Source organism: Streptomyces sp. NBC_00667 (genome assembly GCF_036226825.1).
Taxonomy (GTDB): Bacteria; Actinomycetota; Actinomycetes; order Streptomycetales; family Streptomycetaceae; genus Streptomyces.
This window is the reverse complement of record NZ_CP109022.1, coordinates 6,652,141-6,678,508: the sequence shown is the minus strand read 5'-3', so window position 1 is coordinate 6,678,508 and position 26,368 is coordinate 6,652,141. Positions and strand designations below refer to the sequence as shown.

Genomic DNA, 26,368 nt, shown 5'->3' with positions numbered 1-26,368 from the left:
GGAACACTCCTTCGGCGTTCGCCGGGGCACGGACGTGCGGCGTGCGGCGCGGGGCAGAGGCTCAAGCGATGATGAGAAGGTATAACGCGACTTCGTGAGAGGCAATAGACTGCGTGATACCTTCTCACCAAACGAGCGCGCCACCACGCCGCGATCAGGACAACGGCCGCGCCCTTCAGGAGAGTTCGTGCCGCGTGCCGCCCGCGACGGCGTGCAGCTTGTCGGGGTTTGCCACGTTGTGGATGGCCGAGATGCGGCCCTCCGCGTCGAAGTCGAAGGTCAGCGTCGCGATCACGCGGTCCGGGCCGCGGAAGACCACCCCCGGGCCGCCGTTGATCCAGGTCAGCTCCGCCCGCATCTGACCGGGCTCGACGCCCTGGTAGGCCACCGTGCCGAGCGCGGCGAACCAACGGGCCACCGTCTCCAGGCCGACGACCGGCTTGAGTGCCTGGCGGACCTTGCCACCGCCGTCGGTCCACAGCGTCACGTCCGGGGAGAGCACCTCCATGAGGGTGTTGATGTCACCGCCCGTCGCCGCCGCGAAGAAACGCTCGCTGGCCGCGCGTTGGCTGGCGCGGTCCGCCGGGAAGCGGGGCCGACGGGCCTGCACGTGCTCGCGGGCGCGGTGCGCGGCCTGCCGGACCGCCGGCTCGGAGCGTTCCACCGCCTCCGCGATCTCCGCATAACTGAAGGCGAAAGCCTCCTTCAGGACGAACACCGCCCGCTCCAGCGGGCTCAGCGTCTCCAGGACGACCAGCAGGGCCATGGAGACGGAGTCCGCCGCGGCGACGCCGTCGGCGGTGTCCGGACCGGTGAGGATCGGCTCGGGCAGCCACGGTCCCACGTAGGTCTCGCGCTGGTGGCGGGTCGAACGCAGCCGCTCCATCGCCAGGTTGGAGATGATCCGGGTCAGGTAGGCCTTGGGGTCGGCGACCTGGGAGCGGTCGGCCGCCGACCACTTGAGCCAGGCGTCCTGGACGACGTCCTCGGCGTCGGCCGCCGTACCGAGGATGCGGTAGCCGACGGAGAAGAGCAGGGTGCGGTACTGCTGGAAGGCGAGCTCGTCGGGGCCGGTCTGCTGCGGCTGGGTCACTTGGCGCTCCTGATCCGGGTGTAGCGGCCGCCATGCGGCCAGAGGGCGCCCGAGGCGGGCATCTTCTTCATGCGGGCGAAGGTCGCCCACGGCGCGGCGGTGACCGTCTCCTTGTACTTCGCGGCCCGCTTGCCGGTCAGCACGATCCGGCGCGGGCTGTCGTCGGGGCGGGTGAACTGTACGACGGCGTCGTTCCTGCCCAGGCTGACAGGTGTGTGGTAGTAGCCGAAGCGGAAGGGCTTGGGCTCCTTGCCGGCCAGCACCCGCAGGATCGACAGGGCCGCGTGCACGCCGGTGGGCATGCCGCCCTGGCAGGTCCCGTGCATCACGCCGTAGCCCTGACGGATCGCCGCCGCGTCGCCCACGGCGTAGACGTCCGGGTGGGAGACCGAGCGCAGTGCGCTGTCGGTGACCACGCGGCCGCGCTCGTCCACGGTCAGGCCGGCGGCGCCGGCCAGCGGTGAGATGCGGGTGCCGCTGGTCCACAGCACCGCGGCCGCCGGGATGCCGGTGCCGTCCGCGAGCTCGACGCCGTCCGGCAGCACCTTGGCCACCTCGACGCCGCTGCGGACCCGCACGCCGAGCCGGGCGAGCGCCGCGTCCAGGTGGGCCTTGGCCTTCGGGTGCATGCTCGCGCCCGGCTCCCCCCGGCCCAGCAGTACCACCTGGAGCTCCGGGTGCTGCTCGGCGATCTCCGCGGCGGCCTCGACGCCGGTGAGGCCGCTGCCGCCGACGACGACGGTCCCCCCGTCGAGCCGGGTCAGCCTGTCGGCGAGGAGCGCGGCGTCCTCCGGGCTGTTGAGGGTGTAGGCGTGGTCGTCCACCCCGGGGACGGTGACGGTGTCCGCGACGCTGCCCAGCCCGTAGACCAGGGTGTCGTAGTGCAGGAGCCGGTCGTCGTCGATCCGGACGGTTTTGGCCGCCGTGTCCACAGCGGTGACCCAGCCGCGGACGAACTCGGCGCCGGTGCCGGCCAGCAACTCCGGGATGGTCATCTCGGCCGTCTCCTGGCCGGTGGCGGTCATGTGCAGTCGGAGCCGCTCGGTGAACGTGTCGTAGGGGTTGACCAGCGTCACTCGCAGGTTCCCGCGCTTGCGGGTGCGGGCCGCGAGCTGGATCGCGGCGGAGAGCCCGGCGTAACCGGCGCCCAGGACCAGGACCTCGTGCTGCTGCGCTGTCGTCGTGTCCATCGCTCTGCTGTCTCTTCTCGTGTCGGTGGTTCCCGCCGTGCGGACGACCACCAGACGCAAGCTGCCCTTCCGTTCGTGACATGGGGTCGGCGTGAGCTGGGCCACATCATGAAGAGGCGCGGCCGCGCGGCGGCGCGCCGCCGGACCGGTGGACCTGGTGTGCGGGACCTTCCCGGTCCTCCCGGCCCGGGCCTGCCGGCTCAGTCCTGCCAGTAGAACAGCAGGGTGTCGACGTCGAGGGGCTCGCGTGCGCCGAAGTGGTACACGCACAGACCGGTGACCCGGATGCCGCCGGTCGTCCCGTCGATCCAGCGGAAACCGGCCTCCTCCAGGGCTTGTCGGGCGGGATGCCGGTCGTCGTGGCCCGTCACGAAACGTCCGAGGGTGCTGACGTGGATCTCCTCGTCGCCGCACGGGATCACGTGATAGGTGCCGTCGCCCTGCCGGTGGTGGTCGCCGGCGGAGACCGCCGGTCCAGGGGCGAGCCCGGCCGCAGTCATCGCGGCGGTCGCACGCGCGAGTTGAGTGGGCGGGTCCGGGTGGGCGGGCGGGTCGGTGCACAGGGCTTCCAGGCGCCATCGGGGGTCGCTCTGCCGCTCGCACCAGGGTGCGTACTCGTGGACGATCGCCCGGCGCAGTTCCTCGTCCAGGCGGTCGACCTCGGTCCGCGGGCTGCCCAGCCGCTCGTCGATCCGACGGGTCTGCGCAGCGTCCTCGGTGAGCTGGTGGAGGGCGCACGCGGCCCGCACGGCGGCCTCGGGGGCGGGCGCCCCGTCCAGGAAGGAGCGCAGCCGGTCCGGGTCCGCGACGAGCGACTGGGCGAGATGCGCGACGCCGCGGTCCGGGTCGGCCAGGTACGGCGTCACGTCCCGCCCCGCGCGGTGCCGCGTCCGGAGCGCGAAGCGGCGGTCCTCAGGCCGGTCCTCTCCGAGCTCGGCGAGGACTTCGTCGACGCCGTGACACTCCACCAGACCGTCGAGACCGGCCTCCCCGATCTCCCGCCACCGCTGCCAGGGCGAAGCCGCGAGCGTGGACAGGGCAGCGGCGGCGGTTCGGTCGCCGAGCAGACCACGCGCCTTCAGTACGGCCTCGGCGACGCCGTACGAACCGTCGCCCCGCTGTTCCTCGCCGCGCAGCCAGGGCAGGAGCTCGGTGCGGCCCGCGAGGAGGTCGAGGAGCGCGATGCGCACCTCGGCCGTCTCGTCCTCGTCCCGGATCCGGTCGATGAGGCCCGCGACCCGGGTCTCCGGGACCCGGCCGGCGAGCGCACCCGCGCACGTCCGGCGGCGCCACCAGACGTTGCCGGTGTCCAGGACGTAGCGGGCGAGGGCATCGGGGTCGTGGGCGTGCAGGGCGGCGCTGTCGGGCCGCCCCCGCTCCGGTATCAGCGTGTTGATCTTCCGCATCGGGCGATGCTACGTCCAGGGGCGGCCGAAGGGCCCCCCATTTCCTGCCGGGTTCCACCGGCTGCCGCAGCGCCCGGGGCAGAGGGAACCGACTTGGGGCCGACCCGCGCGCCCCGCCCTGACGACGCGCGACAACCAGGGGCCGCCTACTGGTCCGGGGGCCGCACCCAGGGGGCGAAGCGCTGACCGGGGGCGGCATCCTCGCGCCAGTAGCGCAGGACCGTTTCCCGGACGATGTCGAGTCGCTCCGCGGCGATCAGGCACGAGACCGGCTCCTGCCCACCGGCGTCCGCCTCGAAGGCGACCACGACGGGCGTCGTCCCTCCGAGCTGACGGGCGACCCGCAGGGGCTCGTCGGGCGTCGGGGCGCGGAAGGCGGGATCGTGGAACGCGGACGGGCAACTGACCATCACCGGGTCACCGAAGACCAGTTCCAAGCCGTGGTGGTGGGCCAGGTCGTGGCCGGCGGCGCGAGGACACTGCGGTGCCACGCTCACCGCATCCGCGAACCGGTCAGGGGCCTGTTAGGAGGGTGCAACTGCCGGGGTGTCAGTGGAACTCGCTGTCGCGCAGTTGCTCGGCGGCGTCCTGGTAGGCGTCGGCGGCGCGGGCGAAGTAGTCGAACAGCACGGCGAGTTGCTCGGGGGTGTAGCCGGAGAGGAGTTCACCGATCCGCTGCCGGGCGGGGGCCATCGCCTCGTCGAGCCCGGCGGGTTTGCCGACCGGTTCGACGATCACCTTGCGCCGGTCGTCGGGGGACGGCGCGCGGCGCACGTACCCGGCGGACTCCAGCCGGTCGATCAGCCGGGTGGTGGGGCCGGTGGTCAGACCAGTGCGCGTCCCGAGCTCGCCGGGGGTCATGGGACCCGTGAGCCCCAGGATGTTCAGCGCGTACAGGTCGGTGGCGCCGAGCTCGCACGCCTTGGCGCTGGCGTGGCCGTGCAGCATGACGGCGCTCAGGTACCGGCGGTAGGTCTCACTCGCCCCGGGCGGCATGGCGTGCGTTGACACGGGCGTCCCCACTCCCTAATCCCTTCCTCAGAGAAGAGAAATCCCCTGAGAAGAAGATGCTTAACTGAATCATCTTCTTCTGGGAAGCTACCACGGAGGGGAGAGCGTGCGCACCAACACCTCCATACCGGACGCGCCCACACCTCCGCCGTCGGCACCCGCTACTCGCACTCACCCTTCGGAGGAAACCGGCATGACGATCCAGCAGCCCGCCCGCCCCGAGGAGACTCACGCGGTCCACGCCCTGCTGCGCCGCAGCGCCGCAGCCTGGGCAGCCGGTGATGGAGCCGCGTACGGGGACTGCTTCACCGAGGACGCCACCGACGTCACCTACGTGGGCACCCTGTACCGCGGCGGCGCCGAGATCGGCCGCGCGCACCAGGCGCTGTTCGACAGCTTCCTCAAGGGCACCCGGCTCGACCTCGACGTCGTCGACCTGCGGTTCCACGGCCCGCACACCGCCGTGGCGGTGACGCGCGGCGCGGTGCGCAAGCAGGCGGCGAAGCCGGGCCGGCTCGGCAAGGTCGCCACGTACGTCATCGTCCGCGGGGCGGCCGGGCGGTGGCGGGTCGCGGCCGTGCAGAAGACCGCCCGCCGACCACTGATGGAGGCCTTCTCCTTCCGCGCCCAGCCCGCGACCCGTCCCGCTGCGGGCTGACCCCGTGCCGGACACCACCGCCGCCCACCCGCACCCCGACCCGCACCCGCCCGTCAGTGCCCGGCCGACGGCGCTGGTCACCGGGGCGAGCGCCGGCATAGGACGGGCGTTCGCCCACCGGCTGGCCGCGGACGGCTACCGCGTGATCGCCGTCGCCCGCGACGCCGACCGGCTGCGCGCGCTCACGACACGACTCGGCCCCGGGCACGAGTGGCTCGCCGCCGACCTCGCCGCCGACGACGGACTGCGCCGCACCGCCGAACTGATCGCCGACAGCCGCCCCCGCCTGCTGGTCAACAACGCCGGGACGGCAACGGCCGGCCCGTTCGCCGCCACGCCGCTGGAGCGGGCGGAGGAGATGCTGCGCCTGAACTGCCGTGCCGTGACCGTCCTGACGCACGCCTTCCTGGCCCGGGCCCGTCCCGGGGACGCGCTGCTGAACGTGTCCTCCACCCTCGGCCGGACGCCGAAGCAGGACCTCGCCGTCTACAGCGCCACCAAGGCGTTCACCACCAGCCTCACCGAGGCGCTCTGGGCGGCACACCGCCACAGCGGGGTCCGCGTGCTGGCGCTCTGCCCCGGGATGACGGTGACCGAGTCCCAGCGGCACGAAGACGTGCCCACCGCGTTCGTCCGGACACCCGACCAGGTCGTCGCGGCCGCACTGCACGCCTTGCGGGCGGGCACCGGACCAACGGTCGTCCCGGGCGCGGCCAACCGCCTCTTCGCCCTGGCCGCCCGGCTCCTGCCCCGCCGCCTGGCGCTCGCCCTGCTCGCCCGGGAGAAGACCGGCCGGCGGACACGCCGGTGACGTCCGACGGGCGCCGCACCGGATGGGCCCGGCTCGCCGCGGCCCGGCGCCCGGTTCTCCGGCGCAGCGCCTTCACCGAACCAGCCGGCGCTGCGCCGGCTGGTTCGGTGTAAGCGGTGGCATCACCGGTCGGCAGCGCGCGAGAACAGTTGCCCGTACCCGTCGATGGCGGCGGCTGAGGTTCCGGCTGCGCGGAGCGCGGCCCACAGCAGTACCTGGTTGGCCGTCAGCACAGGTCGTCCCAGCGTCCGTTCCAGGCTCTCCACCGCTCCGACGGCGCGGAATCCGTTGCCGCCGATGACCACGGCCTCGGCTTCGGCCGGTACGTGGGCCACGACCCAGTCGTGCAGGTCGGCGGGCCGGATCAGTTGCTGCCCGCTGGGGAGCGAGCAGGGAGCGGCGTACGCCACACCGAAGCCCGCGGCTTCGTAGTAGGCCCGGCCGAGACGGTTCAGTTCTCCGCTGAACCACGGCGGGTCGACCAGGGCGATGCGGTCCGCCCCCACGGCCCGCAGCGCCAGGGTCGTCGCGGAGCAGGTACCGACGACCGGCAGGCCGTGCGCCCGAGCGGACAGCCGGTCCAGCATCGCCGCGTCGGCTGCGGCCCCGATCACGTACGCCGAGCTGGTGAAGGCGAACGCGAGCACGTCGACGGGCGCTGCCGCCAGCAGCTCCGCCGCGGCGTCGACATGCGGAGGTTCGGCGAAGGCCCGTACGGGAGCGAGCGCGATCGTGGGATCCATGGCGCCGCCTGATCGCATCGCGCCGAAGGGGACCCTGGCCGCGTGGATGCCGATGTCGCCGGGTGTCATGGCCCGCAGTTCCGACTCCGGCCCTACATCGGCATGCGGGGTCAGCACTCCGATCCGCACCCGCGTGTCCCAGCCGTCGGGTCGGTACACCCTATTCGCCCTCCGCATCCGCAGCAGCACGCGTCCTGAGGCCCCATCATGTCCCCGCCACCCGCCGGCAACGCGGAATCGCCACGCCGACGGGCCCACCGGCCGCCCGGCCGCAAGGGCACCCGCCTCGCCGGGCCACCGCGTCACCACCCGGCCCGCACGGCCGGCCTTGTCGACCAACGGCGTCCGTGCCCGAGGAGCTCACGGCTCGGCGTCGGCGGGTCGTACCGTCCGGGTGCGCAGCCACGAGAGCAGGAGGGAGATCCGTACGTCATCCTCGGGCGGCCGGCGGCCGAGGAGGTACGCACGGGGCCGACCGGACCGCCCCCAGGGCCGTCGGCGCTCACGAAGGCGCAGTGACTTTGCACATGCGTAGAGCAATGACGCCGACGAGCGGACACGCACGCGGCCTCCCCCCATGATCGGCTCCTGCCTGGCTGCGCGAGGTCGATCAGGAGCACGATGGGAGGGAGGCCCTCGTCTGCAGGTTTGCCCGGAGGTGGCGTGATGAACCGCGCGGAGGTTGTGGTACGGCGCGTCGATCAGTTCCAACAGCGCCACGCCGTGCTGGGGCTGCCGTTCGCGGTCATGCAGAAGTTCGGCAATGACCAGGCCGGCGGCAAGGCCACGCTCATCGCCTGGTACGGGATGTTCGCGATCTTTCCTCTGCTGCTGCTGTTCTCGACGATCCTCGGCTTCGTGCTCGGTGGGCACCCTGCTCTCGAGCATCGGCTGGTGACCTCGGCGCTGGCCAACTTTCCCGTCCTCGGCAGCCAGTTGCGCAGCTCCGCACACCCCCTGCGCGGCAGCGGCCTGGCGCTGGTACTGGGTCTGCTCGGCGCGGTGTACGGCACCCAGGGGCTCGGTCAGGCGTCCCTGAACGCGATGAACACCATATGGAACGTTCCGTTCAAGCTTTGGCCGGGGTACGTCGGCCGGCAGCTGCGGGGCTTCACGGTCCTGGTGCTGCTGGGACTGGCGATCTTGATGTCCACCACACTGGCCGGCCTCGGTTCCGGGCTCGGAGCGCTCGCCGGGCCGTGGACGTGGGCGGTGGCGGCACTGGTCAACTTCGGGGTCTTCCTCGTCGCCTTCACCGTTCTGACCGCGGCCACGGTGCGCGTACGCGACGTCCTGGTGGGCGCGGCGCTCGCCACCGCCTTCTGGCAGGTGCTACAGGCAGCGGGCACGTTCTACGTCCGCCATGCCATATCCCACGCCAGCGACATCTACGGTTTCTTCGCGATCCTGATCGGGTTGCTGTCCTGGCTGTACATCGGTGCCCGGCTGACGCTGCTCGCAGCGGAGATCAACGTGGTCCTGCGCTACCGCTTGTGGCCGCGCTCGATGACCCAGCCCCCCTTCACCGCGCAGGACAAAGCCGCGTTCGTCCTGTTGGCGAAGATGGAGGAACGCCGACCGGAGCAGACGGTGGCGGTGAGGTTCAGCGCCGAGGCGGACCGGCAGCCGCTGACCGATCCGCCACCGTCGGACGCGGCGTCCGCTCCCAACCCGGTATCCGGCTCCGGCGAGACCGACGGGCCGCAGGAAGACCGGTCCGCCCTCGACCCGACGCTGGCCCGCGAACGGCTGCGGTCCACGATGCGACACCTGGCCGCCGAAGCCTGCATGCTGGTCACGGCTCCCGAGGTGGCGCGTGAGCACGGGCTGGCGGGCCGGATCGCCGACCTGCAGCGGGCCGCGCGAGCAGCCCACCGCGCCGGTGTCCCCGCTGAGCTGATCACTGCGGAGACCGGATTGGACGCCGCGTGCGTGCGGCAGTGGACCACCGCCGACCCACGGGACGAGGCCGCCCGCACGGTACCGGAGAGCGGCGGGCCGAGTCGTCCGTGACGGGGCGCTCCGTGCTACGGCGGTCCGCCGGCGACGTGATCCGGAAGAAGCGGCAGACCCGACGCAGGAGGGGCTGTGACGCCCCCGGTGCGGCACCGAGGTGCGACACGCCACGCCTGGGGGACGTGCGTGTCCGCCGACCGGACCCGGCCGCGCGCGGCGCGTGTCCGGCACGCACGCACGGCTGCTAAGCACGCGGTACCGCAAGGCCCGCACCACCCGCCGGCCGACACCGCTCCACACCGGGAGACACCCGTGCCCACCCGCGTTCGCCGCTTCCGCACCGGCCTGTCCGCCGCCGCCCTCACCGCCGCCGCGCTCGGCGCGCTCCTCCCGCCCGCGCAGGCGGCGAGCGCGGGTCCGGGCGCCGCAGGAGGACGCCCGGACCACGACGAGCGCCTCCAGCAGCGACTCGAACGGCTCGTCGCCCAGGACGACGGCCCGCCCGGGGCGATCGCCGTACTCACCAGGAGCGGCCGGACGCAGGTGTACACCGCCGGTGTCGGGGACGTCGCCACGGGACGGCGGCCGGACCTCGACGACCACATGCGCATCGCCAGCATCGCGAAGGCGCTCAGCGGGGCCGTGGCCCTCCGGCTCGTCGACGAGAACGTCCTCTCCCTCGACGACACCATCGGGGAGCGGCTGCCCGCTCTGCCCGCCGACTGGCACGCGGTGACCCTGCGCCAGCTCCTCCAGCACACCAGCGGCCTGCCCGACTACACGACCGACCCCGAGTTCCTGAGCATCCTCCAGGCCGACCCCCGCCACCTGTTCGACCCGCGCACCCTCCTCGACTTCGTCGCGGACGAGCCGCTGCAGTTCCGACCGGGCACCCTGTACGAGTACTCCAACTCCGACAACATCGCCGTGGCGCTCATGGCCGAGGCGGCCACCGGCCGTCGCTACGAGGACCTGCTCAAGGACCTCGTGTACCGCCCCCTCGGCCTGCGGCAGACCAGCCTGCCCCTGGGCTACCGGCTCCCCCGGCCGTACCTGCACGGCTACGACGTCACCCCGGGCGCCGCACCCGAGGACGTCAGCGAGGCCCTCAGCGCCTCCGGGGTATGGGCCTCCGGCGGCATCGTCTCCACCCCGAGGGAACTGGGCGTCTTCATCCGCGCGTACGGGGGCCCCGCCCTGCTGTCGGAGAAGACCCGCAAGGAGCAGCTCACCTTCCGCCCGGGCGACTCCTCGGAACCGGCGGGTCCCGGCACCAACGCCGCAGGGCTCGCGATCTACCAGTACACCACCCGCTGCGGCGTCCTCTACGGTCACACCGGCAACTTCCCCGGCTACACCCAGCTCGCGGCCACCACCCCGGACGGCACCCGCTCCCTCACGTTCTCCATCAACACCCAGACCAGCAAGAGCAACAAGCCCGCACTGCTCGCCCGACTCCGCACGGTCCAGGAGGACTTCGCCTGCGCACTCCTCAAGGACCACTGAACCGGCCCGGCCCCGATCCGAACGGCCCGCCCCGGCAGTGCCGTGGATCACCGCGGCGACGGGAACGGCCGACGGCCGTCGTTCTCCCCCGCCGCTGCCCCGGAACGTCCAGTGGCCGCTGAAACGGCTCGCTCGGACGGCCCTTGCCCTTCCGCTGCCCGCGCCCCTCCCCCCGAAGCGCACCGATGGCCGGCGCTCACCCGACTGGCTTCACATTGCTTAATGACATAAACTATCCATATCATTAAGCATTGACGCCCGCCGGGGCAGCACCACCAGAGGAAGGCGCACATGAACCCCGCCCAGCACGCAGCGGCCGTCGCGGCCGAGACCGCCGAGTTCGTCGCCACGGTCACCGCGGCCGACCTCTCCACCCCTGTGCCGACCTGCCCCGGCTGGACCGTCGGGGACCTCACGCAACACGTCGGCAGCGTGCACCGCTGGTTCACCGAGCTGCTCCGCCGCCGCGTCCAGCAGCCGCCGACCAGCCGCGAAGTGGACCTCCGCCTGCCGGAGCAACCGGACGGCCTCCCCGGCTGGCTGGCCGCGAGTGCGCGCGAGGCCGCCGAGGTGTTCGCCGCCACCGACCTTGACGCACCGATGTGGGCCTGGGGAGTCGACCAGCACGCCCGGTTCTGGGTGCGGCGCATGCTGTTCGAGACCCTGGTCCACCGAGCCGACGCCCAGCTCGCACTCGGACTCTCCCCGCACATCGACCGTGCGCTGGCGGTCGACGGCATCGACGAGTTCCTCACCAACCTGCCGTTCGCGTCTCCTTTCGCGCCGCTGACCGCCCAACTCCGCGCCCCTCACCGGGCGGTTCGCTTCACCTGCACGGACGGCGACGGCGACTGGCTGGTCGGCCTGCGCCCCGACGGCTTCGCCCTGGTGGCCGAAGGCGACGGGCCCGGCACTGCGGACGCCGCGGTCCAGGGAACGGCCGCCGACCTGCTGCTGCTCCTCTACGGCCGCCTGGACCGCCAGGACGACGCCTTCCACCTGCTCGGCGACCCGGACCTGCTCGCCCACTGGTTCACCCACTCCGCCTTCTAGGCCCGGACCACCTGAAGAGCACCATCGGCAGGCACGTGTCGGCGCGCCCGGACCGCGAGGGACGGATGACGTGCGGACGGTACGGCGTCCCGGGGATGGTCCGGCTCGTCCCTGAGGTGGGCCTGCGGGCTTCCTTAAGGGAGTCTGAAGAACGCCTCCACGGCGCGGTCTGCGCTGGTCACGGGCCTAGGCTCGGGTGAACTCCCCTGCTTTCCCAGCCTTGTGAGGTGTGACCGGCATGAGCCGTAGCCGAACTCCCGTCGTCCCGTCCCGCGTCGAGTCACGGCGGAGGAAGACCGTGCGTACGCGCATCGTGCTGTCGGTCACCGCCGCGGCCGCTGCGGTGGCGGTCGGGGTCGCGGTGGCCGACTCCGACGGTGCTGGCCACCCGGACGCGCGGGCCGACGGAGCCGCGGGCGCGGTGTCGAAGACGGCGGGAGCGGGCACCGGCGCCCCCGCGGCCACGCAGACTCCTGCCCCGGCCTCCCCCAGCCCCTCGACCTCGGCCACGGGATCCCCCACTCCCGCGACGCCGTCGGCCGCGCAGAGCAGCGCCCCCGCCGAGTCGCAGACCCCCGAGCCCGAGAAGGCCACGCCCACACCCAAGCCCAAGCCTGCCCGGACCACGGGCAGCGGGTCCGGCGGAACTGGTGGATCGGGCGGATCGGGCGGATCGGGCGGGTCCGGGGGCTCCGGCACCGCCGACAAGGGCACCGAATCCGCGGTCCTGGCCCTCGTCAACAAGGAGCGGGCCGCCGCCGGATGCGGCCCGCTCGCCACGGACTCCGCCCTGACCGCCGCCGCGCGGGCGTACAGCGACACGATGGCCCGCAGCGGCGTCATGTCCCACACCGGTCCCGACGGGTCGACCATGACCAGCCGGGTGGAGGCCGCCGGGTACGGCTGGTCCCGGCTCGGCGAGAACATAGCCCGCGGCCAAGCCGACGCCGACGCGGTCATGAACGCCTGGATGAACAGCCCCGGGCACCGGGCCAACATCCTCAACTGCGCCTTCACCGAGATCGGTATAGGCGTCCACAAGGGCGACGGCGGTCCGTGGTGGACGCAGGACTTCGGCACCCCGAGGTAGGCGGCCCTCGGCCCCCCGATCCCGGTACGGCCCTGTCCTGCGGCCCGTCCGCGGGTCGGGGACGTCGGCGTTCACCGGCCCTCGATGACGGCGCGGCCCGCGCGTCGTTCACTATGGGGCCGTGCCCCGGATTCCGCGTTACCTGCTCATATGGCTGTCGTGCACGGCCGCCAGCGTGGCCGCCGTGCTCGGCACGGTCCGGTTCGTGGTCGGCACGACCCGCCACACACCCCCGGTGGCCCGGTCCGCCCCGGTGGTCATCGAGACGCCGCCCGCGTGGCAGGCCGGCACGAGCCCCGCACCGAGCGAGCCGTCGCCGTCCCCGTCCGCCGTGGCCCCGCCCACGGTGTCGGCGCAGCCGTCCTCCCCGGCGGCTCCTACCCCGGCCAAGAGCTCCTCGGCGTTGCCCCGGACCGCGGCATCCAAGACCTCCGTGGACTGCGAGGACGGCGGAGCGGGCCTGCACACCGTCCCCTCGCAGGGCGGCAAGGCCACGGTCCGGTACGGCAGTCGGGGCGTGTGCCTGATCTCCGCGATCCCGAGCCGCGGTTTCCGTGCCACCACCTCGCAGACATCGGACGACACCCTCACGGTCACGTTCACCAGCGACGACCACCGCTCGGTCATCACCGCGACCATCGAGCCTGCGGCGAAGGCCGGCGTCCGCGAAACGTCGTTCTGAGACCCATAGGTCGCGATGACCGAGGTGCCGAGGGCGCGAACCCCGAGATCTCCACGGGTCGAGGTCTCGAAGTCCGCAAGAGCCGCCCGACGTCGGCCGGTTCGTGCCGCTCTCTCACCCATCAGCCCCTTCCGCCGGGTTCACCGCCCTCTGTCCCCCCGTGGACCGGGTTCCGGCGAAGCGGAAGGTGAGCTGTTCCTTAGGGCAACCTCAAGATCACGCCGAGGCCGTTCCCTCGGCCCCGCGCCGCCCTATGCTCGCGTCACCGAGCGGCCACGGCGCCGGGGTGCGACATCCCCGGCGAACCGCCCCGCCGCCGGTTCCCACCGTGCCGGGCGACGTCTTCGCCGCTCCACAGACCGAACCATGCCTTGGGGTGTCTTCGCCATGAGTTCTCGCATGCTCCGACCCGTCCGCACCGAACGCCGTACGGCAGCGTCCCGCTCCGCCGCGCCCGCCGGAACGCGGCTGCCGCTGGTCGCCGCGGCGGTGGTCGCGGCCGGGCTGACCGCCGCCTGCGGACCCGCCACGCCGCCCGTCGGAGCCGGCGCCCCGTCCACCGCCGCATCGTCCGTGCAGTCCCCGCCCTCCGCGACGGCCTCCGCCACCGCGTCCCCCGAGGCGTCGCCGACCGCGTCGGCGTCCCCCTCGGCCTCCGCCACCGTCCGGGCCGCTTCACCGACGGCCAGGGCCGGGTCCGCCGCCGCCGCCGGCGGCGCGGCGTCCGCCAAGCCGTCCCGCGACGCCACTGCGGCCGCCCCGGCGGCTCCGGCCGCCCCCGTACCCGGTCCGGGCTACGACAGTTCGGCCGACGCGCAGAAGCAGATCGACGCGGCGCTGCGCGCGGCCAAGGCCGACGGCCGGACGGTGCTGCTCGACTTCGGCGCGAACTGGTGCGGCAACTGCAAGGCCGCCGACAAGGTGTTCGGCCAGTCGCAGACCGCCGCGATCCTCGGGGCCTCGTACCACCTGGTCAAGGTCGACATCGGCGGCAACAGCTCGGCCAACTCCGCGCTGCTGCGCAAGTACAGCCCCTCGGGCGGCACGTACACCATGCCCGTGCTGGTCGTCGTCTCCCCCTCCGGCACGGTGCGCACCGACACCCACGTCACGGGCAATCCGTCCCTCACCTCCGACGGCATCAACTCCTTCCTGCGCAAGTGGGCGCCGTGAGACCACCGGCGCCGGGGCGGCCTGCCGCTACGTGGGCGTACGCCGTCGCCCTGGCCGGCGCCGGGGCGGTGGCCGTGGCCGGCTGCCTCATCGCCGCCGGTGGGGGCCCCGCGTGAGGATCCCGGCACCGGTTCTGCGCAAGGCGGCACCGCCGTCGTCCGGACCGCGGCCGGGGCCGGGGCCGAGGCCCTGGACCCCGGCATCCGCCCCGACGCACCCGAGCTGGCCGGTGACGACCTGGACGGGCAGCCGGTGAGCCTGGCCGGGCTGCGGGGTCAGGTCGTCGTGCTCAACGTCTGGGGCTCCTGGTGCGGTCCCTGCCGCGCGGAGGCCGACGAGCTGGCGCGGCTCGGCGTCGAGACCCGTTCCGCGGGAGTGCGGTTCCTCGGCATCGACGTCCGGGACCGGGACAGGGCGGCCGCCCGGTCCTTCGTCCGTGAACACGCGCTGGACTTCCCGAGCATCCACGACCCCGACGGGCAGTTGCTGCTGCGCTTCCCTCCGGCGCTGCTCGACCCGCAGTCCGTTCCCTCGACGCTCGTGATCGACCGGCGCGGACGTGTCGCCGTCGCCATCGGGGGCGCCGTCACCGATGACCAGCTGCGGCCGCTGCTCGCGCGCCTGGCCCGGGAGGCGGCATGACGACGGCCGCGCAGTGGGCGAGCGCCGCCGTACTGGCGCGGGCCCGCGGCGGGCACCGGGGCCGGACGGCGGCCGGCGCGCTGCTGCGGGCCGGTGGTGGGCTGCTCGTACTCGCCGGTGTGCTCCTGGCCGCCGGTGTGTGGCGGGACCTGGGGTACCGGCTGCAGTCGCATGCGCCGAACCCTTCCGCGGACCCGAGGCGCGCCCGGACGGTTCGAACCGTCGCGGCGCTCGTGTGCCTGGCCGCCCTCGCGGCATGCGGACCCCAGCCCGCGGGAACCTCCGGTGCCCCCGCCCCCACGGCGCGGTTCACCGAGAACGGGGTCACCGTCACCCTCACGGTGTCCGAGTGGCACGCCTCGTCGGGCACCCTCACCGCGGTGTTCGCCCCCGAAGGCAAGGGCTTCCACCTCTACAGCACCGACCTGCCGCCCACCGGCGTGGAGGGGGTGGGCAGACCGACCTCGGTGGCCGTCTCCGGGGCCCTGGTGGCGACGGGCAGGCTGACGGCCGCCGCGCAGGTACGGTCGATCGCCGTGGCCGGGGTCGACGCCGCGGTGCCGGTCTACCCGGACGGCCCCGTCACGACCGCGCTGCCCGTGCGCGCCGCTGGAGACGGCTCCGCGACGGTACTGCTCGGCTACGCCAGCTGCAGCACGCAGGAGGGCTGCACCATCCCCGTCTCCGACCGTCCCGTACGCCTGCACGTCACCGGCGACGGTGCGGTCTTCGACGCCTCCTAGCCTGCGGGCGTGACGGCGCACCGGCTTCCGGGTCCGCCGCCCGCGGGGCCTTCCGACCGAGCCCCTAAGGTGTCCCCATGCCGAGCGTCCTGGTCGTGGAAGACGACCCCAGCATCCGCCAGTCACTCATCGAGGTCCTGGCGGAGCACGGGTACGCCGTCCGCAGCACGGCCGACGGGTTCGGCGCCCTGCGGGAGGTCACCCAGTCGCGCGTCGACGCCGTGGTGCTCGACCTGGGCCTGCCCGATCTGGACGGGGCGGACGCGCTGCGCATGATCCGGGGCATATCCTCCGTCCCCGTGCTGGTGGCCACCGCCCGGGACGACGAGACCGAGATCATCGCCCTCCTCAACGCGGGCGCCGACGACTACCTCGTCAAGCCCTTCTCCGGGGGGCAGCTCATCGCACGCCTGTCCGCCGTGCTGCGGCGGACCGGGCAGCTTCCCGCCGCCGCCGGTGCGGCGGGCGCCCCCGTGGCCCCCGCGGCCGGTCCGCTGGGCCCCGTCCTCGTGGGCGAGCTGGCGGTGGACCCGGGCGCCCGCACCGCGCACCTGGCCGGCCGGGAGCTGCGCCTCACCCGCCGGGAGTTCGACCTGCTGGCGTTCCTCGCCCACCACCGCGGTCAGGTCGTCTCCAAACGCCGGCTGCTGAACGAGGTCTGGCGCGAGCCGTACGTGGACGACCAGACGGTCGACGTGCACCTGTCGTCCTTGCGGCGCAAGCTGGGCGAGCGCGCGGTGGCTCCGCGCTACCTGCTGACCGTCCGCGGTGTCGGCATCAAACTGGTGGCACCGCGGTGAGACGCTCACTGGCCGGAGTGGCGCTCGCGGTGACCTCCATGGTCGCCCTCTCCTTCCTCATACCGCTTGCCGCCCTGGTGCTGTCACTGGTCAAGGAACAGGCCGTCACCGCGGCCGAACAGCGCGCCGCCGCCCTGGCGCCGGTCCTGACCCTGACCTCGGACCCGACCGCGCTGCGGGAGTCCACCGCAAGCCTGGACGCCGCGGACCGCCTCGTCGTCCATCTGCCGGGTTCCGGTCCCCTCGGCAGCTCGAGGGCCCCCAGGGCCCTGCTCGAACGGGCCCAGCGCGGGCGGGAGTCCATCTCCCAGGAGATCCCGGGCGGCTGGATATGCCTGCAGCCCGTGGTGCTGCCCGGCGACCAGGTCGCCGTGGTCGAGAACTTCGTACCCGAGGCGGAACTGACCCACGGGGTCAAGGAGTCCTGGGCGGTCATGCTGTTCCTGGCCGTGGGACTGATCGGCGGTTCCGTGCTGGTCGCCGACCGCCTCGGCGCGAAGGTCGTCACCTCGTCGAAGCGGCTCGCGCAGGCGTCGCGCGCACTCGGCCAGGGCGACCTGGACAGCCGGGTGGAGCCGATGGGCCCCGCGGAGCTGCGCGACGCAGGCGTCGCCTTCAACGCGATGGCCCACCGCATGACCGAACTGCTCGCTGTGGAACGCGAACTCGTCGCCGACCTGTCCCACCGGCTGCGCACCCCGCTGACCGCCCTGCACCTGGCGTCGGAACGCATGGTCGGCTCGCCGGAGTCGGCGAGGGTCGAGGCGGCGGTCGGCGAGCTGGAGACCGAACTCCAGGCCATCATCGCCGCTGCGCGCACCCCGCTCGCCGTGGGACCGATGGGCCAGGGCATGCTCGCGGGGGATCCGCCCTCCGCCTCCCCCGCGGCCGCCGGCGTGTCCGGTCCCCGCTGCGAGGCGGCCGAAGTGGTGCGCCGGCGCACTGCCTTCTGGTCCGTCCTGGCAGAGCAGCAGAACCGGTCCTGCTCCCTGGACGTGACCCAGGAACCCACGGCCGTCAGCCTGTCCGACGACGACCTCGCCGCCGTCGTGGACGCGCTCATCGGGAACGTCTTCCGCCACACGGCCCCGGGCACGCCGTTCGCCGTCCACGTCGTACGCACGGTCCATGCCGTGCGCCTGGTCGTGGAGGACGGCGGACCGGGCATACCGGAACCGGACCGCGCCCTGGCCCGCGGGAGCAGCAGCGGTTCCAGCGGACTGGGACTCGACATCGCGCAGCGGGCCGCAACCGTCACGGGCGGCTCGATGCACATCTCCCGCGGTGGGCTGGGAGGCGCGCACATCGCCGTGACGTTCGCGCTGGCCCCCTCGGCCCCGGCCGGACGTCCCTCCCGCGCGTCCCGGCGGCGGCCGCGCTGGCCGCGCGCCCGCCGGGGCTTGCGCCGGAGCTGATCTGCGGGCGGTCAGACCGCCGGGAGTGCCGGGTCGAGGACGGGCGGCCTGCGGGTGGCCCCGGCTCGGGCCGGCCGGGACGTCCGCCGTCAGCAAGGGCTCTGCGGAGGCGCAGCGGCATCCCGGCGAATGGCAAGCTACGCCCATGACTTCGACGACCGGGCCCGAGCCGAGGCGTGCAGCGACGACCGTGGCCGGGCGTCGCCTGTCCTTCCTCGATTTCGGCGGCCCGGGACAGCCCCTGCTCGCCTTGCACGGGCACTTCGCAGAGGGCCGCACCTTCACGCGGCTGGCCCACGAACTGGGCGACCACTGGCGCATCATCGCTCTCGACCAGCGAGGGCACGGATACTCCGACCACCCCGCCGACTACTCCCGCAACGGCTACGTCCAGGACGCGGCGAGCACCCTGGAGAACCTGGGCATCAGCAATGCCGTCGTGCTCGGACACTCGCTCGGAGGCGTCAATGCCTACCAGCTCGCCGCCCGGCATCCCCGACTCGTCCGCGCCCTGGTCATCGAAGACATCGGCGCCGAGGTCGAGGGCGACCTGTCCTTCTGCCTGCCCTGGCCGGACCGGGCGCCGACCCGGACCGCGCTGTTGGAAGCACTCGGCCCCTCGGCCGGCTACCTCACCGACTCCGTCCGCGAGTACCCCGACGGGTGGGGCCTCGCCTTCGACCCGCAGGGCATGAACGCCTCCCAGCGGCAGCTCAACGGTGACCACTGGCACGACTGGCTCGCCGGCAGCTGCCCCGCGCTGCTCGTCCGCGGCAGCCGCAGCCGGGTCCTCAGCGCCGGGCACGCACGGAGCATGGCGGCGCGACGCCCCGGCACTCACCGGGCTGACCTTCCCACAGGACACACCGTGCACGAAACCGACCCGGCCGGCTTCGCCTCGGCGGTCCGAGGATTCCTCGGCTCGTTGTGACCACGGCGGCCTGCCGGCGGCCGCGTGGGCAGGGGCCGGCGTGTCGGCGGCGCGTCCTCGCTACCGGGTGGTGAGGCCGTCCACCAGGGCCCGGAGCCCTTCCACGTAGGTGTCCTGGGCGGTCAACGCCTCCCACCGGTCTGCGACTTGAGCCAACCGGGGAACCTCGTCCGGGACGAGGTCCGCGAAGACCGCCGACCTGTAGGTGGGGCGGTCGTCCTCCGCGCGTCGCCGGGCGGACGCCGCGCGGACCATGATCTCTCCGGCTGTGTAGTGCCAGATCGCACGGTACCCGTGCACGGCCTGGTCGAGGGTCAGTCCGCACTCGACCAGGCCGTCGACGATCTGATCGACGAACCACAGAGCGCTCTTGGAGAAGAGGTCGTCGGCGGTCAGGACCGTCACGATCCAAGGGCAGGCGGCCAGGACCCCGTGGATCGCGTCCGCGGCGACGATGACCCGATCGCGGGGCCGGGCGGGCAATTCGGGGCGGTGCAGCGTCCGCGTCGCGTAGTCGTCCAGCAGCAGGACGAGCAGTTCGTCCTTGTCGCGGACGTGATGGTAGAGCGCCATCGGTGTACTGCCGATCTCCGTGGCCAACCGCCGCATCGTCAGCCGGTCCACGCCTTGCTCGTCCAGGATCCGCAAGGCCGTCCGGATGATCTCCTCGCGGGAGATGCGGGGAGGTCGGCCGGGGGTCTTGCGCGGTGCGGTCGGTTGCGGCATGCCCCCATCATCCCCCGGGGGTCGACAGCGAGGCACCTCTCCCCTATTTTTCTTACATGTATAGAAACTTAGGCAGGCACTCATCAGGGGTTGTGCTGGCGGCGGTTGCCGTCGCGCAGTGCGTCATGGCCCTGGACATGTCGGTGGTCAACGTGGCGCTGCCCGCGATCCGAGTGGCGCTGGGGTTCGCCCCGCTCGACCTGTCCTGGGTCGTGCACGTGTACGCGCTGACGTTCGGCGGACTCCTGCTGCTGGGCGGCCGCGCCTGCGACCTGTTCGGCCGGCGTCGGCTCTTCGTACTGGGACTGGCGGTCTTCGGGCTGTGTTCCCTGGCGGGCGGGCTGGCCCAGGCGCCCTGGCAACTGATAGCCGCCCGCGCCGGCCAGGGCCTGGGTGCCGCCACGGCCGCTCCGGCCGCCCTGGCCATGCTGACCACGACCTTCCCCGAGGGCCCCCAGCGCACCCGCGCACTCGGGGTGTGGAGCGCGGTCAACGCTGCGGGCGGTGCACTGGGCGTGCTCGTGGGAGGACTCTTGACGCAGTACGCAGGCTGGCGGTGGATCATGCTCATCAACCTGCCCGTCGTCGCGGCCGCCCTCGCCCTGGTCCCCCCGGGCGCTGCCGCCGAAACGCCTCCGGCCAGGCGGGAGGGGCCAGATGTGCTGGGCGCGGTCCTGGCCACCGGCGGAACCGGCCTGTTGGTGTTCGCCGTCGTGCGCAGCGAGGCACGGGGATGGGCCTCCCCGGCCACCTTGGTGACCCTCGCCGCCGCGGTCGTTGTGCTGACCGCCTTCCTCATCACCGAATCCAGGACCTCCGCGCCGCTCCTGCGCCTCGGGCTCCTGCGCAGTCACCGGATCGCCGGTGCCAACGTGCTGGTGTTCCTCGCGGCGGCCGGGCAGTTCGCCGCCTTCTACTTCGTGTCCCTGTACATGCAGCAGGTCCTGGGCCTGGGCGCCGCCGCGACCGGCGCCGCATTCCTGCCCTTCTCCGCAGGCCTGATCGCAGGCACCGTCGTCGCTACTCGGATCGCCTCCTCCCGCTCCCCGCGCGCATCCCTGGTGCCCGGCGCTCTGCTGGCCGCCGCGGGACTCTTCTGGTTCGCCTCCATCAGACCGGACGGCAGCTTCCTCGCCGACGTGCTCGGACCCTCCCTCCTCACCAGCGTCGGGACCGGACTGGTCCTGGCCCCGGTCGCCGCCGCCGCGACCACCGGCGTCACCCGCCGCGAGGCCGGTACGGCCTCCGGTGTCTTCAACAGCTCCCGCCAACTCGGCGGCTGCATCGGCCTGGCTGCCCTCGCGACCCTCGCGGCACACCACACCGGCGCTGCCACCAGCCCCGCCGCGCTGAGCGACGGCTACGCCCTGGGCCTGGCGGTCGCCGCCGCGCTCTTCCTGCTCGCCGCAGCCGTCGCCCTCGCCGTACTCCCCCGCCGCCGGACGGCGACGACCGCTCCGCGATCCGCCCTCACCACAGAGACCCAGCCGGAAGGGACACCGTCACGATGACCGCACCCGTCAACCTGTTCGACTCGGCACTCCACTTCTCCCCTGACGGCCACGTCCGGGCAACCGGACGGCAGATGACGGCCAGCGACGCCGGCGCCTGGCACGTCGCAGCGTTCCGTGCGGAGACCGACGCCGACGTACACGCCGACCACTGGGAAATGCACCCGGAGGCAGAGGAAGCAGTCTGCTGCCTCACCGGGGGCGTGCGCCTCTACCTCCGTGCCGCCGGACCCGATGAACCCCCGGAGGCGGTACAACTGCCCGCGGGTACGGCCGTGATCGTTCCCCGCGGCCGCTGGCACCGCCTGGAACTGGACGCACCGAGCGACCTCATGTCGATCACCCTTCGCCACGGCACCCGCCTCGAAGAGCGCACCGACACCCGCTGACCGGCATCCGGCACGGAGAAAGGGCGAACCCGGGGCCGGCACGACCGCCGCCCGCGCGACCGCTCGCTCCGGAGCCGCTCAACGGCGGTACACGGCGGTCGCGATCTCGATGAACGAGTGGAGCAACGGATTGGCGTCACCGTCGTTGCACACCGCGACCACGCGGCTCGGAGCCATGTCGGTCAACGGAACCACGGCGAGGTTTTCGGGCAGGCCGTGCCCGAGCGGGGCCAGGCCGACCGTGCTGTTCCACAGCACGGCTTGCAGACACTCCTGGACGACGCGCACCACCGGGCCCTCGCGCGGCTCGCCGCCGTTCCAGTACGACTGCCAAGCCGGGTCGGTCCCCTGCGGGAACCGGAACCAACGGCGGCCGGCCAGGTCGGCCAGGCTCAGGTGGTCGCGACCGGCCAGCGGATCGTCGGCGCGCAGTACCGCGCCGACCGGGTCGGTGCGCAGCTGACGCACGGTCAGTGCGGTGTCGTCGAACGGGGCACGGGTCAGGGCGACATCGACCAGTCCGGCGCGCAGCCCGCAGGTCGGGTCGGTCAGGTCCGCGTCGCGGATGCGGATGTCGACGCCGGGGTGCCGTTGCCGGAAGACGGCCGCCAGCCTGGTGAGGGCGGGGTCGGCGCTGTCGCCCAGGATGCCGAGGGCGAGGGTCGCGGCGCCGGCCGCCGCGGTCACGCGGGCGCGGACACGGTCGGCCTGGGCGAGCAGGGCTCGCGCTTCGTCGCGCAGCACTGTCCCAACGGGCGTGAGCGTGACGCCGGCCGGGGAGCGGACGAGCAGCAGGGCGCCGGTCTCGGCCTCCAACTGCTTGATCGCCCGGCTCAGCGGCGGCTGGCTCATGTGCAGCCTGGCGGCGGCCCGGCCGAAGTGGAGTTCCTCGGCGACCGCCAGGAAGTAGCGCAGGGTACGTAGCTCCACGCTGCGACGATACCGTCAAGGCATCCGCTCGGCGGAACAGGTCTTGGACACCCGCAGGGCTGCGGCGCTGCACTGGGAGCATGACCGACGAAGCGAAGACCAGTGAGCCGCAGGCCGCCCCCGCCGTATCGGTGGTCGGCCCCGACGACGGCGAGATGATCGTCCTGGGCACCACGCGCATCCGCGTCCTCGAAGACGGCAGCCACACCGGTCACCGTCTGGGAATGACGGAGTCCGTGCTCGCACCGCACACCGCCGGACCCCCGCAGCACCGCCATGCCCTCCACGACGAGGGTTTCTACGTCGTCTCCGGCAGGGTGCGGTTCACCGTCGGGGGTGAGGACCACGACGCGACCGCGGGCACGCTGGTGATGGTCCCGCCCGGCGCCCCGCACACCTTCACGAACATGACCGACCAGCCCGCGGTCATGCTCAGCACGTTCACCCCGGCCCTGTACGTGCAGTACTTCCGTGACCTCCAGAGCCTGACCGCCGACGGCACGCCGCTGACGCCCCGGGCCGGCATGGAGGTCATGAGCCGCTATGCCACCGGGCCCGCCACCGACTTCGCCTGACCGGCGAGGACCGCCGGGTCGTGCTCAACGTCGCCCTCATCGCCACCGCGGTCGTGACCCTGTGGCTGGCCACCGGCCGGCCGTGATGGCGAAACGGACCGGGGCCGGCCGGGCACGGCATGCACCCGGAGGCGGTCACGCGGTGAGCACTCCGGTGCCCAGGAGTGCGAACAGCAGGACACCGACGACGATCCGGTACAGCACGAACGCGTTGAAGGAGTGCCTGGCGACGAACTTCAGCAGCCAGGCGATCGAGGCATACGCGACGACGAAGGAGACGGCGGTGCCCACGACGAGCGGCAGGGGATCGACTCCGGCGCCGACGGCGTCCTTGAGTTCGTACAGACCCGCGCCGGTCAGGGCCGGGATGCCGAGGAAGAAGGAGAGGCGGGTGGCCGCCACGCGGTCCAGGTCGAGGATGAGGGCGGTGGACATGGTGGCGCCGGAACGGGAGAAGCCCGGGAAGAGCAGGGCGAGGATCTGGGAGCAGCCGACCAGCATGGCGTCCTTGAGACCGGTGTCGTCCTCGCCGCGCTTGTGGCGGCCCATCTGGTCGGCCGCCCACATCAGGCCGGATCCGAGGAGGAGCGACCCGGCAACGACCCACAGGGAGGCGAGGGGGCCCTCGATCAGCGGCTTGGCCGCCAGGCCGACGACGACGATCGGGATGGTGGCGTAGATGACCCACCAGGCGAACTTGTAGTCGTGGTGGTAGCGCTCCTCGCGGTCGACCAGGCCGCGACCCCAGGCGGAGACGATCCGCACGATGTCCTTGAAGAAGTAGACGAGGACCGCGGCGATCGCGCCGACCTGGATCACCGCGGTGAAGCCGACCACGGAGGCCTCACCGACGGGAATGCCCATCAGCCCCTCGGTGATCTTGAGGTGGCCGGTCGAGGAGACGGGCAGGAACTCGGTCACTCCCTCCACGACGCCGAGGACGGCTGCCTGTCCGACGCTGATAGCACTCATAGGGGTCCATCGCTTTCGTGGTGGTAGCGGCAAGCAGTTCCTCGGCCGGACCCGCAGAAGTTCTACAGGACTGTAGAAGATGAGCGGGGGAACGCAAAACCCGGGTGTGCGGACGTCCCGGACCCGCACCCGGCCCTGCACGGTGGCTGCCGGGCATGACAGACTCCGGGATGAGCTTCTACGGCAACGTAGAACATCTACGTGAACGCAGAAGACGGCGCAGGAGGAGAGACCGTGTCCGTGCACGAACCCACCCCGCCCAAGCGCGGCCGGGGCAAAGGCGAGCTGGAGGCCGAAGTCCTCGACACGCTTCACCGCGCCGCGCCCGAGGCCCTGAGCCCGGGCGAGGTCAAGGACGCGCTCGGCGGCGAACTCTCGTACAGCACCGTCGTCACCGCCCTGTCCCGGCTCTACGCCAAGGGACTGCTGAGGCGCAGCCCTCGGGGGCGCGCCTTCGCGTACGCCCCCATCGCCGACGCATCCGGCCTCGCCGCCCACGAGATGCGCAAGGTGCTGGAGGGCCGCCCGGACCGCGAGGCCGTACTGGCCCGGTTCGTCGACGACCTCTCCGACGACGACGAGCAGCTGCTGCGCAAGCTCCTGGACCTCGGTGACTGAGGCTCCCTGATGCGTCTCGCCGTGTACCTGCTCCTGCTCTTCCCGGTGTCGGCCGCCCTGGCCGCTCGGCCACTGGGTGAGCGACTGCCGCCCCGACTGGCCACCTGGCTGCTGACGCTCGGCGCGGTGGTGCTGGCCGCGGCGAGCAGCCTCGCCCTCGGCGTGCTCGCGATCACCGCGCTGATCCGATTCCCCCTGCTCGCACGGCTGGCCGACGGGCGCTGGTCGGCGCAAGTGGCCCAGCGCCACGATCCGGCTTCGCTGTCCGTCGGTCTCCTCGCCTGCGCCGTGCTGGCCGCCACTGCCACGGCCGCGGCCGTGATGCTCTGGCGCCGGGTACGCACGCTGGCCGCCTCCGCGGCGGAAGCCGCCTGCATGCCGGGCCACGACCAGCTGGTGGTAGTCGAAGACCCGGCGGCCGAGGCGTACGCCCTCCCCGGGATGCCTGGCCGCATCGTGGTCTCCACCGGCATGCTGGACGCCCTCGACACCGCCGAGCACGAGGTGCTCCTCGCCCACGAGCGGGCTCACCTCACCCACCACCACTACGTGTTCGTCGCGTTCACCCAGCTCGCGGCGGCCGCCAACCCCTTCCTGCGGCCACTCGTCCCCACCGTGTCCTACACGGTCGAACGCTGGGCCGACGAGAGCGCCGCCACCACTGTCGGCGACCGCCGGCAGGTGGCCCGCACCGTGGGCAAGGCGGCCCTGGCCGCCAAGCGCACCCGCGCCCGCGGCTGGATCCCCGCCGCCGCGCTCGGCGTCCTGGGCCGGTTCACCCCCGCTGAACCCGGCCCGGTACCGCGTCGGGTCGCCGCCCTGCTGACGCCGCCCCTGCGCGGCCGCACCGTGCTGATCGCCGCGATCGTCGCACTGCTCCTGGCGACGGCCCTGTGCGCCTTCGAGGCGACGCGCGACCTGGACACCCTCCTGGACCTGGCCCGGCACGGCGCCGCGCGCCACCCCGCGGGGACCTCTCCCCCACACCGTCCGCCGGCCGGCGGCGCCGCCGGTGCGGTGGTGCGGCCTGCGGGCTCGTGACGCAGCCACGCGTCCGGTACGGCGGGCACCCGGGGACGCGGGGACGCCCTACTGGAGGCGGGCCAGCAAGTGGGCGTCGAGGAAGCCCCGTTCGGAGGCCGGGTCGTGGAGCAGCCGCGCGGAAGTCGCGAGCCCGGCCCCGGCGAGCAACTCGGCGAACCGGTCCACCGGCCAGCTGTAGGCGGGAGCCACCCTGTGGTCGAAGCGGACCGGCTCCGGTCCTTCCGTCGCGAAGAACGAGACCAGCAGCAGTCCTCCGGGTGCCAGGACGCGCGCCTGCTCGGCGAGCAGCGCCGGCAGTTCCCCGGGCGGGGTGTGGATCATCGAGTAGTGGGCCAGCACACCGCCGAGCGTGCGGTCCTCGACCGGCAACGCCTCCATCCGCGCCTCGTCGAACCGTAGCCCCGGATGGGTCCGCCGGGCGTGGCCGACCATGCCCGGGGAGAGGTCGAGTCCGAAGGCGTCCAGCCCCAAGTCGTGGAGCATCGCCGTCAGATGTCCCGGACCGCACCCGACGTCGGCTGTCCGCAGGTTCCCCGAGCCGCGGACCAGTTCGGCGAAGGTGCCCACCATGGCCCGGGCGAACGGCCGCGTCTCCAGCCGGTCGGCGAACAGCGACGCGTAGAGGTCGACGACCCCGTCGTAGGCCGCCCTGGTCACGTCCCGGTGTTCCGCCACGGGGACGAAGCTAACATCCGCGCCG

28 protein-coding genes are annotated in these 26,368 nt (G+C 73.1%); 18 read left to right on the top strand and 10 right to left on the bottom strand.

Features of this window, described 5'->3' with window-relative positions:
* Positions 1–175: 175 nt before the first annotated feature.
* The 5 genes from OHA81_RS30260 to OHA81_RS30240 form a co-directional block, all read right to left on the bottom strand.
* Positions 176–1,093 carry an RNA polymerase sigma-70 factor gene (locus tag OHA81_RS30260; protein ID WP_329201204.1) on the bottom strand — a complete coding sequence of 306 codons (918 nt, stop codon included), beginning with the start codon at positions 1,091–1,093 and terminating at the stop codon, positions 176–178.
* Positions 1,090–2,283, bottom strand: coding sequence for an NAD(P)/FAD-dependent oxidoreductase (locus OHA81_RS30255; RefSeq protein ID WP_329201202.1), 1,194 nt, complete (start codon positions 2,281–2,283; stop codon positions 1,090–1,092). The genes OHA81_RS30260 and OHA81_RS30255 overlap by 4 nt, the downstream gene beginning before the upstream one ends.
* Positions 2,284–2,483: 200 nt before the next feature.
* Positions 2,484–3,689 (bottom strand): hypothetical protein, encoded by a 1,206-nt coding sequence (locus tag OHA81_RS30250; protein WP_329201200.1) that lies wholly within the window; start codon positions 3,687–3,689, stop codon positions 2,484–2,486.
* A gap of 146 nt (positions 3,690–3,835) precedes the next feature.
* Positions 3,836–4,180 (bottom strand): hypothetical protein, encoded by a 345-nt coding sequence (locus tag OHA81_RS30245; RefSeq protein ID WP_329201198.1) that lies wholly within the window; start codon positions 4,178–4,180, stop codon positions 3,836–3,838.
* A 58-nt stretch (positions 4,181–4,238) separates the two neighbouring features.
* On the bottom strand, positions 4,239–4,700 hold the full coding sequence (locus tag OHA81_RS30240) for a MarR family winged helix-turn-helix transcriptional regulator (protein WP_443056717.1): 462 nt from the start codon (positions 4,698–4,700) through the stop codon (positions 4,239–4,241).
* A gap of 193 nt (positions 4,701–4,893) precedes the next feature.
* Here OHA81_RS30240 and OHA81_RS30235 point away from each other — a divergent pair, with 193 nt between their 5' ends.
* Both OHA81_RS30235 and OHA81_RS30230 read left to right on the top strand, forming a co-directional pair.
* On the top strand, positions 4,894–5,358 hold the full coding sequence (locus tag OHA81_RS30235; protein ID WP_329201196.1) for an SgcJ/EcaC family oxidoreductase: 465 nt from the start codon (positions 4,894–4,896) through the stop codon (positions 5,356–5,358).
* Between the two features lie 4 nt (positions 5,359–5,362).
* The gene (locus tag OHA81_RS30230) at positions 5,363–6,169 is read left to right on the top strand and encodes an SDR family NAD(P)-dependent oxidoreductase (protein WP_329201194.1); all 807 of its coding nucleotides are present in this window, start codon (positions 5,363–5,365) and stop codon (positions 6,167–6,169) included.
* A 122-nt stretch (positions 6,170–6,291) separates the two neighbouring features.
* Here OHA81_RS30230 and OHA81_RS30225 read toward each other — a convergent pair whose 3' ends face one another.
* The gene (locus tag OHA81_RS30225) at positions 6,292–7,071 is read right to left on the bottom strand and encodes a maleate cis-trans isomerase family protein (RefSeq protein WP_329201191.1); all 780 of its coding nucleotides are present in this window, start codon (positions 7,069–7,071) and stop codon (positions 6,292–6,294) included.
* Positions 7,072–7,578: 507 nt separating this feature from the next.
* Here OHA81_RS30225 and OHA81_RS30220 point away from each other — a divergent pair.
* The 11 genes from OHA81_RS30220 to OHA81_RS30170 all read left to right on the top strand — a co-directional run bounded on the left by OHA81_RS30220 (position 7,579) and on the right by OHA81_RS30170 (position 18,903).
* The gene (locus OHA81_RS30220) at positions 7,579–8,925 is read left to right on the top strand and encodes a YihY/virulence factor BrkB family protein (protein ID WP_329201189.1); all 1,347 of its coding nucleotides are present in this window, start codon (positions 7,579–7,581) and stop codon (positions 8,923–8,925) included.
* A 255-nt stretch (positions 8,926–9,180) separates the two neighbouring features.
* Positions 9,181–10,374, top strand: coding sequence for a serine hydrolase domain-containing protein (locus OHA81_RS30215; protein WP_329201187.1), 1,194 nt, complete (start codon positions 9,181–9,183; stop codon positions 10,372–10,374).
* A gap of 291 nt (positions 10,375–10,665) precedes the next feature.
* Entirely contained in the window at positions 10,666–11,427 is a 762-nt protein-coding gene (locus OHA81_RS30210; RefSeq protein ID WP_329201185.1) for a maleylpyruvate isomerase family mycothiol-dependent enzyme, read from the top strand.
* A 298-nt stretch (positions 11,428–11,725) separates the two neighbouring features.
* The gene (locus OHA81_RS30205; protein WP_329201183.1) at positions 11,726–12,517 is read left to right on the top strand and encodes a CAP domain-containing protein; all 792 of its coding nucleotides are present in this window, start codon (positions 11,726–11,728) and stop codon (positions 12,515–12,517) included.
* Between the two features lie 121 nt (positions 12,518–12,638).
* Positions 12,639–13,199 carry a hypothetical protein gene (locus OHA81_RS30200; protein WP_329201181.1) on the top strand — a complete coding sequence of 187 codons (561 nt, stop codon included), beginning with the start codon at positions 12,639–12,641 and terminating at the stop codon, positions 13,197–13,199.
* A 399-nt stretch (positions 13,200–13,598) separates the two neighbouring features.
* Positions 13,599–14,372: a thioredoxin family protein gene (locus OHA81_RS30195; protein ID WP_329201180.1), complete on the top strand. Its 774-nt coding sequence runs from the start codon at positions 13,599–13,601 to the stop codon at positions 14,370–14,372.
* Between the two features lie 99 nt (positions 14,373–14,471).
* A complete protein-coding gene (locus OHA81_RS30190) occupies positions 14,472–15,014 on the top strand; it encodes a TlpA family protein disulfide reductase (protein ID WP_329201177.1) in 543 nt (180 codons plus the stop codon).
* Positions 15,011–15,757 carry a hypothetical protein gene (locus tag OHA81_RS30185; protein ID WP_329201175.1) on the top strand — a complete coding sequence of 249 codons (747 nt, stop codon included), beginning with the start codon at positions 15,011–15,013 and terminating at the stop codon, positions 15,755–15,757. Before OHA81_RS30190 ends, OHA81_RS30185 begins: the two co-directional genes overlap by 4 nt.
* A gap of 77 nt (positions 15,758–15,834) precedes the next feature.
* Entirely contained in the window at positions 15,835–16,557 is a 723-nt protein-coding gene (locus tag OHA81_RS30180; RefSeq protein WP_329201174.1) for a response regulator transcription factor, read from the top strand.
* Positions 16,554–17,972: a HAMP domain-containing sensor histidine kinase gene (locus OHA81_RS30175; protein WP_329201172.1), complete on the top strand. Its 1,419-nt coding sequence runs from the start codon at positions 16,554–16,556 to the stop codon at positions 17,970–17,972. The genes OHA81_RS30180 and OHA81_RS30175 overlap by 4 nt, the downstream gene beginning before the upstream one ends.
* A gap of 145 nt (positions 17,973–18,117) precedes the next feature.
* Positions 18,118–18,903: an alpha/beta fold hydrolase gene (locus OHA81_RS30170; RefSeq protein ID WP_329201170.1), complete on the top strand. Its 786-nt coding sequence runs from the start codon at positions 18,118–18,120 to the stop codon at positions 18,901–18,903.
* A gap of 60 nt (positions 18,904–18,963) precedes the next feature.
* On the opposite strand, the gene OHA81_RS30165 is transcribed toward OHA81_RS30170, so the two are convergent.
* Positions 18,964–19,629: a TetR/AcrR family transcriptional regulator gene (locus OHA81_RS30165; RefSeq protein ID WP_329201168.1), complete on the bottom strand. Its 666-nt coding sequence runs from the start codon at positions 19,627–19,629 to the stop codon at positions 18,964–18,966.
* A gap of 56 nt (positions 19,630–19,685) precedes the next feature.
* Here OHA81_RS30165 and OHA81_RS30160 point away from each other — a divergent pair, with 56 nt between their 5' ends.
* Together OHA81_RS30160 and OHA81_RS30155 are read left to right on the top strand one after the other, a co-directional pair.
* Positions 19,686–21,140, top strand: coding sequence for an MFS transporter (locus OHA81_RS30160; RefSeq protein ID WP_329201166.1), 1,455 nt, complete (start codon positions 19,686–19,688; stop codon positions 21,138–21,140).
* Positions 21,137–21,529: a cupin domain-containing protein gene (locus OHA81_RS30155; protein ID WP_329201164.1), complete on the top strand. Its 393-nt coding sequence runs from the start codon at positions 21,137–21,139 to the stop codon at positions 21,527–21,529. The genes OHA81_RS30160 and OHA81_RS30155 overlap by 4 nt, the downstream gene beginning before the upstream one ends.
* Before the next feature lie 78 nt (positions 21,530–21,607).
* On the opposite strand, the gene OHA81_RS30150 is transcribed toward OHA81_RS30155, so the two are convergent.
* Entirely contained in the window at positions 21,608–22,459 is an 852-nt protein-coding gene (locus OHA81_RS30150; protein ID WP_329201162.1) for a LysR substrate-binding domain-containing protein, read from the bottom strand.
* Positions 22,460–22,539: 80 nt separating this feature from the next.
* Between OHA81_RS30150 and OHA81_RS30145 the strand changes: the two genes are divergently transcribed.
* On the top strand, positions 22,540–23,034 hold the full coding sequence (locus OHA81_RS30145) for a cupin domain-containing protein (protein ID WP_329201160.1): 495 nt from the start codon (positions 22,540–22,542) through the stop codon (positions 23,032–23,034).
* Positions 23,035–23,169: 135 nt separating this feature from the next.
* On the opposite strand, the gene OHA81_RS30140 is transcribed toward OHA81_RS30145, so the two are convergent.
* Positions 23,170–24,006 (bottom strand): undecaprenyl-diphosphate phosphatase, encoded by an 837-nt coding sequence (locus OHA81_RS30140; RefSeq protein ID WP_329201158.1) that lies wholly within the window; start codon positions 24,004–24,006, stop codon positions 23,170–23,172.
* A 234-nt stretch (positions 24,007–24,240) separates the two neighbouring features.
* Here OHA81_RS30140 and OHA81_RS30135 point away from each other — a divergent pair, with 234 nt between their 5' ends.
* Positions 24,241–24,624, top strand: coding sequence for a BlaI/MecI/CopY family transcriptional regulator (locus OHA81_RS30135; protein WP_329201156.1), 384 nt, complete (start codon positions 24,241–24,243; stop codon positions 24,622–24,624).
* Between the two features lie 9 nt (positions 24,625–24,633).
* Entirely contained in the window at positions 24,634–25,665 is a 1,032-nt protein-coding gene (locus OHA81_RS30130) for a M56 family metallopeptidase (RefSeq protein ID WP_329201155.1), read from the top strand.
* Between the two features lie 48 nt (positions 25,666–25,713).
* Here OHA81_RS30130 and OHA81_RS30125 read toward each other — a convergent pair whose 3' ends face one another.
* Positions 25,714–26,343 (bottom strand): class I SAM-dependent methyltransferase, encoded by a 630-nt coding sequence (locus OHA81_RS30125; protein WP_329201153.1) that lies wholly within the window; start codon positions 26,341–26,343, stop codon positions 25,714–25,716.
* Positions 26,344–26,368: the final 25 nt, after the last annotated feature.